Origin of the sequence: Rhodopila sp. (assembly GCF_965276935.1) — a bacterium.
GTDB lineage: Bacteria > Pseudomonadota > Alphaproteobacteria > Acetobacterales > Acetobacteraceae > Rhodopila.
The window spans coordinates 1,143,555-1,156,831 of record NZ_CBDIBS010000003.1 but is presented as its reverse complement, the minus strand read 5'-3'; the positions used below and the strand labels follow the sequence as shown (position 1 = coordinate 1,156,831).

12 protein-coding genes are annotated in these 13,277 nt (G+C 66.0%); 6 read left to right on the top strand and 6 right to left on the bottom strand.

Annotated features, from left to right (window positions below; translation table 11 throughout):
• Nucleotides 1-8: 8 nt before the first annotated feature.
• From ACQY4S_RS13155 to ACQY4S_RS13145, 3 genes are all read right to left on the bottom strand, one after another.
• The gene (locus ACQY4S_RS13155) at nt 9-254 is read right to left on the bottom strand and encodes an acyl carrier protein (protein ID WP_428485652.1); all 246 of its coding nucleotides are present in this window, start codon (nt 252-254) and stop codon (nt 9-11) included.
• A gap of 417 nt (nt 255-671) precedes the next feature.
• Complete coding sequence (locus ACQY4S_RS13150) at nt 672-911, bottom strand: hypothetical protein (RefSeq protein ID WP_428485651.1); 240 nt, start codon at nt 909-911, stop codon at nt 672-674.
• An 85-nt stretch (nt 912-996) separates the two neighbouring features.
• Nucleotides 997-1,749, bottom strand: a complete 753-nt coding sequence (locus ACQY4S_RS13145; RefSeq protein WP_428485650.1) for an SDR family NAD(P)-dependent oxidoreductase — start codon at nt 1,747-1,749, stop codon at nt 997-999.
• Between the two features lie 122 nt (nt 1,750-1,871).
• Between ACQY4S_RS13145 and ACQY4S_RS13140 the strand changes: the two genes are divergently transcribed.
• Complete coding sequence (locus ACQY4S_RS13140) at nt 1,872-3,077, top strand: LLM class flavin-dependent oxidoreductase (RefSeq protein WP_428485649.1); 1,206 nt, start codon at nt 1,872-1,874, stop codon at nt 3,075-3,077.
• An 81-nt stretch (nt 3,078-3,158) separates the two neighbouring features.
• Here ACQY4S_RS13140 and ACQY4S_RS13135 read toward each other — a convergent pair whose 3' ends face one another.
• Entirely contained in the window at nt 3,159-4,196 is a 1,038-nt protein-coding gene (locus ACQY4S_RS13135; RefSeq protein WP_428485648.1) for a glycosyltransferase family 4 protein, read from the bottom strand.
• A gap of 37 nt (nt 4,197-4,233) precedes the next feature.
• Complete coding sequence (locus tag ACQY4S_RS13130; RefSeq protein WP_428486272.1) at nt 4,234-5,055, bottom strand: UDP-2,3-diacylglucosamine diphosphatase; 822 nt, start codon at nt 5,053-5,055, stop codon at nt 4,234-4,236.
• A 230-nt stretch (nt 5,056-5,285) separates the two neighbouring features.
• Between ACQY4S_RS13130 and ACQY4S_RS13125 the strand changes: the two genes are divergently transcribed.
• The 5 genes from ACQY4S_RS13125 to ACQY4S_RS13105 all read left to right on the top strand — a co-directional run bounded on the left by ACQY4S_RS13125 (nt 5,286) and on the right by ACQY4S_RS13105 (nt 11,344).
• The gene (locus tag ACQY4S_RS13125; protein WP_428485647.1) at nt 5,286-6,155 is read left to right on the top strand and encodes a diacylglycerol/lipid kinase family protein; all 870 of its coding nucleotides are present in this window, start codon (nt 5,286-5,288) and stop codon (nt 6,153-6,155) included.
• A gap of 175 nt (nt 6,156-6,330) precedes the next feature.
• Nucleotides 6,331-6,789, top strand: coding sequence for a winged helix-turn-helix transcriptional regulator (locus ACQY4S_RS13120; RefSeq protein ID WP_428485646.1), 459 nt, complete (start codon nt 6,331-6,333; stop codon nt 6,787-6,789).
• Nucleotides 6,790-7,540: 751 nt separating this feature from the next.
• On the top strand, nt 7,541-8,056 hold the full coding sequence (locus ACQY4S_RS13115; RefSeq protein ID WP_428485645.1) for a (2Fe-2S)-binding protein: 516 nt from the start codon (nt 7,541-7,543) through the stop codon (nt 8,054-8,056).
• Complete coding sequence (locus ACQY4S_RS13110; protein WP_428485644.1) at nt 8,053-9,111, top strand: FAD binding domain-containing protein; 1,059 nt, start codon at nt 8,053-8,055, stop codon at nt 9,109-9,111. Before ACQY4S_RS13115 ends, ACQY4S_RS13110 begins: the two co-directional genes overlap by 4 nt.
• The gene (locus ACQY4S_RS13105; RefSeq protein WP_428485643.1) at nt 9,104-11,344 is read left to right on the top strand and encodes a xanthine dehydrogenase family protein molybdopterin-binding subunit; all 2,241 of its coding nucleotides are present in this window, start codon (nt 9,104-9,106) and stop codon (nt 11,342-11,344) included. Before ACQY4S_RS13110 ends, ACQY4S_RS13105 begins: the two co-directional genes overlap by 8 nt.
• A 64-nt stretch (nt 11,345-11,408) precedes the next feature.
• Here ACQY4S_RS13105 and ACQY4S_RS13100 read toward each other — a convergent pair whose 3' ends face one another.
• Nucleotides 11,409-13,259 (bottom strand): TRAP transporter large permease subunit, encoded by a 1,851-nt coding sequence (locus ACQY4S_RS13100; protein WP_428485642.1) that lies wholly within the window; start codon nt 13,257-13,259, stop codon nt 11,409-11,411.
• Nucleotides 13,260-13,277 lie beyond the last annotated feature (18 nt).

Sequence of the window (13,277 nt, the reverse complement as noted above, 5' to 3'; positions counted from 1 at the left end):
GGCTTGCGTCAGCGTCCGCGGGCAGTACCGATCGCCCTCACGATCGCGCCGACGTCGGGAAACGATTCAACCTCGGCAATGCGGAACTTGACGCCGTATTCGGCCTCGACCGCGACAATAAAGTTGACGTAGTTGAAGGAATCCCACCCGGGCACGTCCTGGCGCAGGGTGGTCATGGTCAACTCGATCGCGTCATCGCCCAGCAGATCGCGCAGGATCTGTGTCAACGTGGCAAGCCGTTCCTGCTCTGTCATGGTCGCGCTGTCCGCGTTGAAGAATGCAGAGCTGGTAATGCCACACAAAAATGTGAAATGCCAGATAAACGTTGCGAGGTGCGAAGTATGGCGGCCCAGGGACAAAGTTCCGTGGGGGCAAGGTTTCGTGGTGGAGAGATCCCGCCTCAGAACGCGCCTGCATGATGGCCTGATCAAGCCGGCGAACGACATCGCCGGCGGATGCATCGAGAAACCATGTAATACGGAGGCCGCGAAGGCGGATGGGCAGTCCGGCACCGGCTGAACCGGCCTGCTAGCCTTGAAAGAACACGCGTATGAAAAGCCGGAGATGATCAGTCATGAACGTCTGATCCGCCGGTTATTCCCAGCGCGGAGGCGACACGTCCGGTCTGGCTTGTCATTGCGCCATCGCGGCCGTTGCCGGTCAACGCCGCGTCAAGCCAGTTCGCGCACCCTTGCCGGGGCCGCTTGCGGGATCAGACAGGCCGGCAGAGGTTTGTCGTAACGCGGAGAGGCACCCGTGTCCGGCAGCGGCGCGGGATCAGGCGGTATTGGCTCGTTTGGCGGCAGGTGCCAAGGTCCCGGCCCAAGCTGCCAATACTCCCGCACGGCGAGCACCATTGGCACACCGAAGGTCAGCGCGAAACTGCAAATCACCTGGGTACTAGCATTCATCGGCGGTTCGTCCTGGACTGACTGCTGTGGCTTAGCGAAGCACAGTGCCGCCGGTCGATCAAGAATACGGCCAGATGGCGGCCGGCTACGTCGCCAAATAGCCGCCGTCCACGTAAAGTTCCGCGCCGGTGATGTAGGACGCCTCGTCGGACGCCAGGAACAGGATGGCGTTGGCGACCTCATCGGCCTCACCGGTGCGGCCCAGCGGCACGGACTTGAGCATCCGGGCACGGACTTCGGGGTCGGCGGTGGCGCCGGAGGTGCGCATCGGCGGCATCAGGCCGGGATGGATCGAGTTGCAGCGGATGCGGTCCTTGCCAAACTGCACGGCGGTCGCCTTGGTCATCGTCCGCACGGCGCCCTTCGAGGCGTTGTAGCTCATGTGCACCATGCTCTGGCCAACGACGCCGGAGATCGACGACAGGTTGACGATCGCGCCGCCACCATTGTGCCGCATCTGGCGCACCTCCGCCGCAGTGCCAAGGAAGACGCCGGTGCTGTTCACCGCCATCACCCGGTGCCACAGCGCGGAATCGAGCATGTCGTTGGTGGCGCTGCCGCTGATGCCGGCGTTGTTCACCAGGATGTCGAGGCGGCCGAAGGCGTGCACGGTTTCGTCCACCACGCGGGTCCAGGCGGCTTCATCGGTGACGTCCAGCGACAGGAACATCGCGTTGCCGCCGTCGGCACCGATGCTGGCGGCCACCGCCTGGCCATCTTGTTCCAGCATGTCGGCGACGACGACCTTGGCACCTTCCCGGCCGAAGCGGCGGGCGGTAGCGGCGCCCATGCCGGATGCCGCGCCGCTGATAATGGCGACCTTGTCTTGCAGGCGCATTGTCCGTCTCCCAATCTTGTGGTTTGGCGTCTTGCTGTTGGCGACAACGTGCCATCCCGGCGCGGGCTTGGCTACCGGGCGGCCGGCGGCGCAGAATGACGTATGTTCAAGGAGACAGATCCATGGCGCATCGCGGCTTGACGTTCGGCATCTTCCTGGCGCCGTTCCACCGGACCGGCGAAAACCCGACCTATGCGATCGCGCGCGACGTCGAACTGATCCAGTGGCTGGACCACCTGGGCTACGACGAGGCGTGGATCGGCGAGCACCACTCGGCCGGATGGGAACTGATCGCCTCGCCCGAACTGATTATCGCCGCGGCGGCCGAGAAGACCAAGCACATCAAGCTGGGGTCCGGGGTGACCAGCCTGCCGTATCACCATCCGTTCCTGGTGGCGCAGCGCTGGGTGCAACTGGACCACATGACGCGCGGGCGGGCGATGCTGGGCTGCGGGCCGGGCGCGCTGACCTCGGACGCGTACATGCTGGGGATCCAGCCGGAGACGCAACGGCCGCGCATGCTGCAGGCGATGGACGCGATCATGGCGCTGCTGAAATGCGAGGAGCGCGTCACGATGAAGACCGACTGGTTCGAGATGAACGACGCGCGCCTGCACCTGGCACCCTACAGCGACCCGCATTTCGAGATCGCGGTGGCCAGCACGATCACGCCGTTCGGGATGATCGCGGCGGGGACGCACGGGGTCGGCGTGCTGTCGATCGGCGCCGGGTTGCCAGGCGGGCCGGAGGCGCTGGCAAAGCAGTGGACGATCGCCGAGGACGCCGCAGCGAAGGCGGGCAAGACCATATCGCGTAAGCAATGGCGCGTGGTGGTGAACGCGCATATCGCCGCCGACGACGAGCAGGCTTTGCATGAGGTGCGCCAGGGCGAGCGGAACGAGACCGTTAGCTATTTCGAGGACACGCTGGGCCGCCCTCCGGGACGCGCGGATGATCCGCTGCGGGACGGGGTGAAGATGGGGACAACCCTGGTAGGCTCGCCGGAGACGGTGGCGAAGGGCATCAAGCGGCTGCTGGAGTACAGCCAGGGCGGCTTCGGCGGCATCCTGTTTCGCGCGCACGAGTGGGCCGATCGGGAGCAGACGATGCGTAGTTACGAGCTGTTCGCCCGCTATGTGATGCCGGTGTTCCAGGGGTCGCTGGATCTGCCCGCCGGGTCGGGTACCTGGGCACGGGAGAATCGCAGGCAGGTATTTGGTTCGACGCCGGAAGCGGTGCGTCGGGCATTCACCGATTTTGGCGCGGCGGTGCCGGAGGATTTCCGGTCGCGGACGATCGGGGCGCGGGATGGAGATGGGGCGGGGTAACGGGGCTTTTCAGTGCACGGCTTCGCGCCGAGGCAAAACGATGCAACGTCGGCACAAATCTGCGCGGATTAGAAACGCAGGCTATCGAGGCCGGTTTATCGGCACCAGATGCGAAAGGAAACTCTCCGCACAGGCTCGCCACGAATAGCGTTCGGCATGCATCAGGCACGCCGCGCGATCCGCGCCCAGCGCATCCAGCGCCGCCAACCGCAGGTCCATGTTGACCGCGCCGATCCGGCCGTGCGCATCGGTCAGCACATCCTTCGGACCGGTCACCGGGAACGCGGCCACAGGGGTGCCGCAGGCCAGGGCCTCCAGGATCACTAGACCGAAGGTGTCTGTCAGGCTGGGGAACACGAATACGTCCGCCCCCGCGTAGGCCCGCGCCAGAGCCTCACCATACCGGGGCCCGGTGAAGGTCACGTCCGGATAATCGCGTTGCAACGACACCAACTGGGGGCCGCCGCCCACCACCACTTTCGACCCCGGCAGATCGAGATCGAGGAAGGCACCGATGTTCTTCTCCACGGCGATGCGGCCGATATAGACGAAGATCGGTCCTGGCAGATGCTGAAACTCGGTGCGCGGGTAGGGCTTGAACAGATCCAGGTCCACGCCGCGGGTCCAGGCGCGGATGTTGCCGAAACCTCGCGCAGTCAGCTCCTCGCGCAGCGATTGCGTGGCGACCATGGTGCCCTTGCCGGCACCGTGGAAGCGGCGCATCCAGGCGTAGATCGGACGCACCGGCAGGCGGGTACGCGCCTTGATGTATTCGGCGAAGCGAGTGTGGAACGACGTGGTGAAGGCAAACCCGTTGCGCTTTGCCCAGCTTCGCGCCGCCAGGCCGAGCGGGCCTTCGGTCACGATATGCAGCGCGTCGGGATCAAACGCTTCGGTCAGGCGGACCAGCCGCCGCCGCGGCAGCAGCGCCAAGCGGATATCCGGATAGGTCGGGCAGGGAAACGTGCGGAACCGGTCCGGACCGATGACGTCCACCACGTGACCCATCGCCCGCAGCTCCTCCACCACCGTGCTCATGGTGCGCACCACGCCGTTGACCTGCGGCCTCCAGGCGTCGGTGACGATCAGAATGCGGTGGCAGGGCGCTGGCGGCAGCATGGCGTCGATGCCAGTCAGGTCCGCGCGCGCGCGTTGATCAGGCAGGTTCCGTCACCGGAACCGGACGCGGCTGGAAGAAGGACAGGCGGTTGAGTTCCGCCCAATCGATCAGTTCCAGGTGTCCATCGTGGTGTTCCACCAGGGCGGTGCAGCTTTCCACCCAGTCGCCATCGTTCAGGTAGAGAATGCCGTTCACCTCGCGCATCTCGGCGTGATGGATATGGCCGCACACGACGCCGTCGAAGCCGCGCCGCCGAGCCTCGGACGCGAGGGCGGTTTCGAATCGGTCGATGGCTTTCACCGCCTCCTTGACCTGGCGCTTCAGCCAGGCGGACAGCGACCAGTAGGGGTAGCCCAGCCGGCGGCGGATCGCGTTGAACCAGCGATTGACGACTAGTGCGGTGGTATAGGCGCCGTCGCCAAGCAGGGCGAGGAACTTGGCGTAGCGGACGACGCTGTCGAACTCGTCGCCGTGCATCACCAGCAGGCGCTTGCCGTCGGCGGTGGTGTGTTCCGATTCGCGGCGCATCCTGATGCCGCAGATCTCCAGCCCGATGGGCAGCCAGTTGCGAAACATCTCGTCATGGTTGCCGGGAATATAGGTCACGTTGGTGCCGGCGCGGGCGTGGTGCACGATCTGGCGCAGCACGTCGTCATGGTGTTCATCCCAGTACCAGGACTTGCGCAGCCGCCATCCATCGATAATGTCACCAACCAGAAACAAGTTATGGCAGCTTGACCGGCGGAGGAAATCGGCCAAGAATTCACTGCGGCAGCCACGGGTTCCTAAATGCGTGTCTGAAATGAAAATGGTGCGATAGCCGGGCCGAGCACCAAGGTTGGAGCCAACGGGGGACATTGCGTTCATTGCCAGTCCTTCATGTCCGGCGGAGCACATACCCGCTGGACCGCGCTGCGAAAGTGAAGATTGGATGACGGAAGCTCTATTTGATCAATTCAATGAAAGTAATGTCATCGTCATTGAACCGACATGAAATCGTCATGCTCCGCGCTTACCGATGTATTTTTAATCTGGGTTTCCTTCCGATTTGCCCGATCATCTTTTCCTGTTGCTCGTGATCCCGGCTTGTGATCATCGTCTTTAACCCGGTTGCCGGCCGCCGGCGGGCACATCTGCTGTGGCGCGTGCTGGACGTGTTGGCGGCCACCGGCGTGCGGCTGGACCTGGCGGAAACCCATCGGCCCGGTCACGCCGAAGCCCTGGCGCGAGAGGCGGCGCAGCGTGGCGAACGCCTGGTCGTCGCGGCCGGCGGAGACGGCACGATCGCCGAGGTCGCGAACGGCTTGATGGGTTCGTCGGCGCATCTGGGCGTCATCCCGCTGGGCACCGCCAACGTCCTGGCGCATGAGCTTGGGCTGCCGTTCTCGCCGCGTGCCGTTGCCGCGGCGCTGGCATTCGGCCGCACTTGCCGCTTATGGCCGGGTCAAGCCAACGGCGCCGACGGCACCCGGCTGTTCGTGCAGATGCTGGGCGTCGGCTTCGACGCGCACGTCGTGCGCAACCTGCCGTTTCCATTGAAGAAGGCGTTCGGCAAGGGCGCCTATGTCCTGCAGTCGGTGCGGGAGCTGAGCCGTTATCGCTTTCCTGTCATACGATTGCGCATCGATGATCAGGAAACCGAGGCGGCCAGCGTCATCATCAGCAAGGGGCGCCTGTATGGCGGGCGCTTTCGGCTGGCGGTCGCGGCGGAACCGGCGGAGCCTGGATTTTCCGTCGTGCTGTTCGACTTGTCAGGCCCCGGCGCCGCCATGCTGTATGGATCGGCGCTGCCGCTGAACCTGCTGGGGCAGGCACCGGGGGTGCGGCACATTCGTGCTAGCCGAATCGATTTCCTGCAGAACCTGAGCGTGCCGGCTCAAACCGACGGCGATGCCGCGGGATGGGCGCCGCTTTGGGTGAGCGACGCGCCGCAGCCGATCCAGGTTGTGGTCGGCTAGCCGCGACGCATCTGGACCGGGCCGAACGATGCCGCCGACTGATGCCGCCTTGGGCAGCGGCCGCCTCGGGCAGCGGCTCCAGGGATGTCATGAAGGGCTCTTTAGCCTCCTGCCTTGACGGTGCGCCCGATGATGACAACTATCACGATAGTAGTTGCCGTCGAAGGTTCTCCCGATGCAGCGCAAGAGCTTCAGCACCATGCAATGCCCAATCGCCCGGGGGTTGGAACATGTCGGCGAGTGGTGGAGTATCCTGATCCTGCGCGACGCGTTCCGCGGCCTGACCCGGTTCGATGGGTTCAGCGAAAGTCTCGGCATCGCGCCGAACATGCTGACCAGGCGGCTGTCCGCGCTGGTGGAAGCGGGGCTGCTGGAGCGCCGGCGCTACAGCGAACGCCCGCCGCGGGACGAATACCTGCTGACCCAGCGCGGCCAGGATTTCCGCCCGGTGTTGCTGGCCATGCTGGCCTTTGGCAACCGCCATTTTCCGCCCGACGACCGGGACGTTCGGATCGTGAACATGGCGACCGGCGCGCCGGTGGAGCCGCTGCTGGTCGATCCGGCGACGGGCCTGCCGGTGGACGGTCCCGGCTACGCGGTGGTTTCCAGGATGCGAGAGGCCTTGAACACGTGAACGCACCGGCGTCTGCTGCGGTCGCAGACGCCTCATCCAAGCGGCCGATGGCGTGGTGGGCCTTGACCTGCTGCGTGGCGTGCGCAGCGGAACTATCCGGACGCGTCCACCGGCTGCCGAGCAGCATGTCGTTCGCCAAACTCGATGCAGGATGCACCACCATGCACCCGACGCCGGCCAAGTTGCAATACGATGTGATTGGCAGGATGCATGACGGCGCTCTGGCGCCTCTCCTTGATGTCGCCCCGGCGCCGCGCCGATCAAGTCATGCTGCCGCGGCGCCGAGGGTATACGGCCTTGAGAATTAACGTGAACTCTTTGCGGGGCGTGCCGGAGGGCATCGGAAGAACTGGCGGCCGAGGGCGGCGTGGTCAACCTTGGCTGCCGGTCCGCCGCGGCAGAGGAAATATTTATTGATGCCAAGGACTGGCACTACGCCATTGTCAGCATCATTTGCGCTGATACTCGATCAATCGGTGACCTCTGGTATCAACTGCGGATCGAGCAACACATCGGCGCCATCTCGTCATGCCGAGGACGAGTTGCATGAGCGCTTTCATGCGTATGGACAAAAGTATGGATGGTGGGCCTTCGGCCGCAACGATGGTTCAGACAGTCGCGGACGGTTGAGGCCGTCGGGCCGATCGATTAGAGCATAAGCTGGTACGTGTGATACCGCTTTGCCGGCCTACTAACGCAGTAGCCCTCATCTCACTGTCGGTATCCAGGCCACAATCAGGAAGCAATTATCATGGATCTCCCGATAACCCTCACCGTGAACGGTGTCGCCCGGCGCGTCATGATCGACGATCCGCGCGTCACCTTGCTCGATCTGCTGCGCGAGCGGCTTGAACTCACGGGCACGAAGAAAGGCTGCGACCGAGGCCAATGCGGCGCGTGCACGGTGCTTATCGATGGCCGGCGCATGAATTCCTGCCTGGCCCTGGCGGTCAGTCACGACGGCGCCGATATCCTGACGATCGAGGGCGTGGCCGAAGGCGACAGGCTGCATCCCGTGCAGACCGCTTTCGTCGAGCATGACGGCTTCCAGTGCGGCTTCTGCACGCCCGGCCAGATCATGAGCGCGATCGGGCTGATCAGCGAAGCACAGGCCGGCGACGATCCCGAACGCGTGCGCGAGGCCATGAGCGGCAATCTCTGCCGCTGCGGCGCCTATGCCGGTATCACCGACGCCGTGCTGGATGCCCAGGTGCGGATGCGCGGCGATCGTCACGCGGGTCCTTCCCGGCACGGAGAGGCCGCATGAACCGTTTCGAGTATTCCCGTCCCGCGAGCCCCGCGGAGGCGATCGCCGCCGGCGCCGAACCCGGCGCGGCCTATCTCGCCGCCGGCACCAACCTGCTTGATCTGATGAAGGGCCGTATCGCCCAGCCGACGCGGCTGGTTGACATCAGCCTACTGCCCGGCCTCGACGTGATCGAGCGGCTGCCTGACGGTGGCGTGCGGATCGGCGCGCTGGTGCGCAACAGCGACCTTGCGCATGATCCCGATTTCGCGCGGCGCTTTCCGGCGGTCGCCGAAGCCTTGCTGTCCGGCGCTTCGGCACAGTTGCGCAACGCGGCGACGACGGCGGGCAACCTGATGCAGCGCACGCGCTGCCAGTATTTCTATGACACCGCCAGTGCCTGCAACAAGCGCGATCCGGGCGCCGGCTGCGACGCGCGTGGCGGCGAAACCCGGCTGAACGCGGTGCTCGGCTGGAGCGAACACTGCGTCGCCACCCATCCATCCGACTTCTGCGTGCCGCTGGTCGCCTTTGATGCGATCATCGAGATCGAGGGCAAATCGGGCCGGCGCGAGGTGAAGCTGGAAGATTTTCACTGTCTGCCGGGTGACACGCCGCAGCATGAGACGGTGCTCGAACCTGGCGAGTTGATCGTTGCCGTGCGCCTGCCGCCCGAGGCCGCCGGGTTCGCGGCCCATGCACGCTACCTCAAGGTGCGGGAACGCACGTCCTACGCCTTCGCGGTAGTCTCGGCCGCCGCCGGCGTTCGCCTGGACGGACAGACCATCGCCGAGGCGCGGCTGGCGCTCGGTAGTGTTGCCCTGAAGCCGTGGCGTGCCCGGGAGGCGGAACGTCTGCTGGTCGGCCGCCAGCCGACCGAGGCAACCTTTCGCGCCGCCGCTGACGCCGCACTCGCCCAGGCTCGGCCGTCCGGCGACAACGCGTTCAAGATCGAACTGGCGCGGCGCATTGTCGTGCGTGCGCTTTCCCTTGCGGTTGAAGGGACACCGGCACGTCTGCCGGCGCTGCCCGCGTCCGCTTTTGCCCATGCGCCCGGAGTATCCGCCAATGTCTGAGACCGCCCCCGCCCATATCCGTCACGGCTCGAGCATGGGCCAACCGCTGACCCGGCGCGACGGCCTGCTGAAGGTTACCGGCGGCGCGCGTTTCGCCGCCGACAACCATCCAGCGGGCATGCTGTTCGCGGTAATGGCAACCAGCAGCATCGCGCGCGGCCGCATTACCGCACTGGATACCGATGACGCCCGCGCGCATCCCGGTGTTGTCGAGGTGATGACATCCGGCAACACGCCGAAGCTGGCACGGCATCCCGACGCGACGGATGAGATGTTCATGTACAAGCTCGATCTGTTGCAGGACGATCGCATCCGCTACGCCAACCAGCCGATCGCGGTGGTGATCGCGGAGACGCTGGAGGCGGCGACCGAAGGGGCGGCGCTGATAACGCCGACCTATACTGCCGAACCCGCGCATATCGGCCTGGACGCGGCCGAACGCTTTGAACCGCCGGCGATCGGTGTTGGCGAGCCGCCGAATGCCGGAAAGGGCGATGTCGCGGCCGGTCTCGCCGGTGCCGAGAAGCAGGTGACGGCGGTCTATGAGACCGCTGCGCAGTATCACAACGCAATGGAGCCGCACGCTGTCGTCGCGGCCTGGGACGGCGATCGCCTTACGCTGGACACGCCAAGCCAGGGGATGTCGGTCGCGCAGGCTCGCCTCGCCGGACTGTTCGGAATTGATCCCGCCAACATCCACATCCGTTCTCCCTTCCTTGGCGGCGGCTTCGGCTCGAAGGGCGTGCTGTGGGCGCCGCAGGTGCTTGGGGTGATGGCGGCGCGCCTGGTCGACCGGCCGGTGAAGCTGGTGACGCGGCGCGAGCAGATGTTCGGCCCGGTCGGCCATCGGGCGGAGACCCGGCAGACCTTGCGGCTTGGCGCGGACGCGGACGGGCTGTTGACGGCGCTCGACCACCACACGCTGACGTCCTCCAGCACCTTCGATGATTTTTTCGAGCCGAGCGGCGGAGTTTCACACACGCTGTATGCGACACCGGCGCTGGCGACGAGCTATGAGGCGGTGCGGCTGGATACCGGCACGCCGTTCTTCATGCGTGCGCCGGGCGAGGCCTCGGGCAGCGTCGCGCTGGAAAGCGCGGTGGACGAGATGGCCGATGCCTGCGGCATGGACCCGCTGGCGTTCCGGCTAAAGAACTACGCCGAGGTCGAGCCGATCTCCGGCAAGCCGTTTTCGTCGAAGTCCCTGCGGGCGTGCTATGAGCAGGGAGCAGAGAAATTTGGTTGGGCGTCGCGGCCACTCGCGCCGCGGCAGATGCGTGACGAGGCTGGCCTGCTGGTCGGCTGGGGCATGGGCACCGCGAGCTTCCCCGCCATCATGTTCCAGGCTGGAGCACGGGCGGTGCTGCACGCCGATGGCAGCGCGCTGGTGGAGCTTGGCGCGCACGACATGGGGCAGGGCGCCTGGACCGCATTGGCACAGATCGCCGCCGACGGGCTGGGACTTGACTACGAACGCGTCGAGTTCCGTATGGGCACGTCCGACCTGCCGAATGCGGGCATTGCCGGCGGCTCCTCGCAAACCGCGACTTCCGGTGCGGCGATCCACAATGCCGGCGCGGACGTGATCGCGCAGCTCGCGGACATCGCCATGGGCGATGAGCGCTCACCGCTGTTCGGCGCGGGCAATGCGGGGGTGATCGCGCGTGACGGGCGCCTGGTGCGCCGCGACGACGAGAGCCGGGGTGAGAGCTATGCCGACATCCTGGCCCGCGCCGGGCGGAGCGGGCTGGAGGGCAAGGGCCAGGGCGCGGGCAATCCGGCGGACCAGGAGAAGTACGCCATGCATGCCCATGGCGCCGTGTTCGCCGAGGTGAAGGTGGACCCTGATCTCGGTCAGATCCGCGTCACGCGCCTGGTGGGCGCCTTCGCGGCGGGCAGGATCATCAATCCGCGGCTGGTGCGTAGCCAATATTTCGGCGGCATGATCTGGGGCGTGTCGTTCGCGCTACACGAACATGCCGTGCTGGACCCACGGTCAGGGCGAACGATGAATGGCAATTTCGCGGAATACCACGTGCCGGTGAATGCCGACGTCCCTTCGCTTGAGGCCATTCTGGTCCAGGAAGACGACGCGCACGTTAATTCGCTCGGCATCAAGGGCGTCGGCGAGATCGGCATCACCGGCACGGCGGGGGCGGTGGCGAATGCCGTGTGGCATGCGACGGGTGTTCGGGTGCGGAAGATCCCGATCACGTTGGACAAGCTGCTGTAGGCAGCCGCATCCTGATCCGCCACAGGGGATGATGACGGACACGCGGCTTGTCTTGCTGAAGCGGCTACAAGAAACCAATACTGAACCATGGCACCGCCGCCACCACGATCAGCCCGGCTAGCACCGCCAGCAGATACGGCCAGATCCGCCGCATTGCCGCATCAGGCGAAGCCCGACCGATCGCGCAGGCGGCGTAATATCCCACCCCGAATGGCGGCGCGAAAAGCCCGATGCCCATCGCCAGGATCACCACCATTGCATAGTGGACCTCATTGATCCCCACGAGACGAGCGGAGGGAAACAGCAGGGGGCCGAACAGCACGATGGCGGGAATGCCCTCCAGCACGCTGCCCAGCACGATGAAGGCGATGATGGAAACCGCCATGAACCCTGCCGCGCCACCCGGCATGGCGGTCATCGCCGTCGCCAGTTGATGGGAAAATCCTGACTGGGTCAGCGCCCAGGCCATCGCCGTCGCGGTGCCGATGATCAGCAGGATCGCGCCCGACAGCGCGGCGGTCTCAACCAGCATCGGATACAGCCGGCGCAGCGGGAACTGCCGATAGATCAGTATGCCCGCCAGCGCGCCGTAGACGATGCCGATGGTGGAGACCTCGGTGGCGGTGGCGATGCCCTCGATCACCGCAGTGCGGATGACGAAGGGCAGGACCAGCGCCGGCAGCGCAACGATGAAGGCGCGTCCGATGGAGCGCCACGGCGGCCGGACGACGCCCGCCAGGCTTTCGCCGCGGCCGCGCCAGCGGGCGATCGCCGCCAGCGCCGCCGCCAGCACCAGCGCCGGCATCAGGCCGCCGGTGAACAGCGCCGAGATCGACACGCCGGTCACCGAGCCGATGGTGATCAGCACCAGCGACGGCGGGATTGTCTCGCTCATGGCGCCGGAGGCCGACAGCAGCGACACCAGCTCGCCTTCGTCGGCGCCGCGCCGCTTCATCTCCGGGAACAGCACGGGTGCCACCGCCGCCATGTCGGCGGCCTTGGACCCGGAGATGCCGGAGACCAGGTACATCGCGCCAAGCAGGACGTAGGACAGGCCGCCGCGCACGTGGCCGAGCAGGGAAGCCAGGAAGCCGACCATGGCGCGCGCCATGCCGGTCATCTCGATCAGCAGCCCGAGGAAGACGAACAGCGGCACCGCTAGCAGGATCAGGCTGCTCATGCCCTCGTCCATGCGGGAGACGACGACGGTCAGTGGCGTGCGGGTCAGGGTCGCCAGGTAGGCGAGGGTTGCCAGCCCGAAGGCGAAGCCGATCGGCACCGACAGCAGCACGCCGGTGCCCAGCAGCAGCACGAAGAACAGCACCAGGTTCCAGTTGCCGAAGCCCTTCAGCCAAGGTGCGGCGAGATGCAGCGCCGCCATCATGACCAGGACGACGACAACGCCAAATGCCGCATCCTTCCAGGACAGCCGCAGCAGGCGGGTCAGCGCGGTGATCAGCATCAGCACGCCGCCCACCAGGATCGCCATGGCGCGCCATGTGTCATGAATACCGAGCGCGGGCGTCTCGATGAACCACTGGTCGGATGCGTAGTCCCAGGCGGAGGGCACCAGCATCAGCAGGAACACGGCCACCGCCGCGGCTGCCAGGGCCTCGGTCCGGGCCCGTGCCGCCGCCGACATGACGGCTACGATCGCGGTCAGCCGCATATGCTCCGACCGCTGCAGCGCGATGACGCTGCCCAGCATCGCCAGCCAGAGGAACAGGATGGAAGCCAGCTCGTCGGTCCAGATCAGCGGCGCGTGGAAGACGTAGCGGGCGACCACGCCGGTGAACAGCACGACGACCTCGGTCAGCACCAGCAGCGCGGCCGGCACCTCCGCGATCCGCCGCAAAATGACATCGATCCGCGAGGCGGCGCGGCTGGGGGTGCGGGCGAAAGCAAGGCTGGTCATGATGGCGTCCCGCCGACC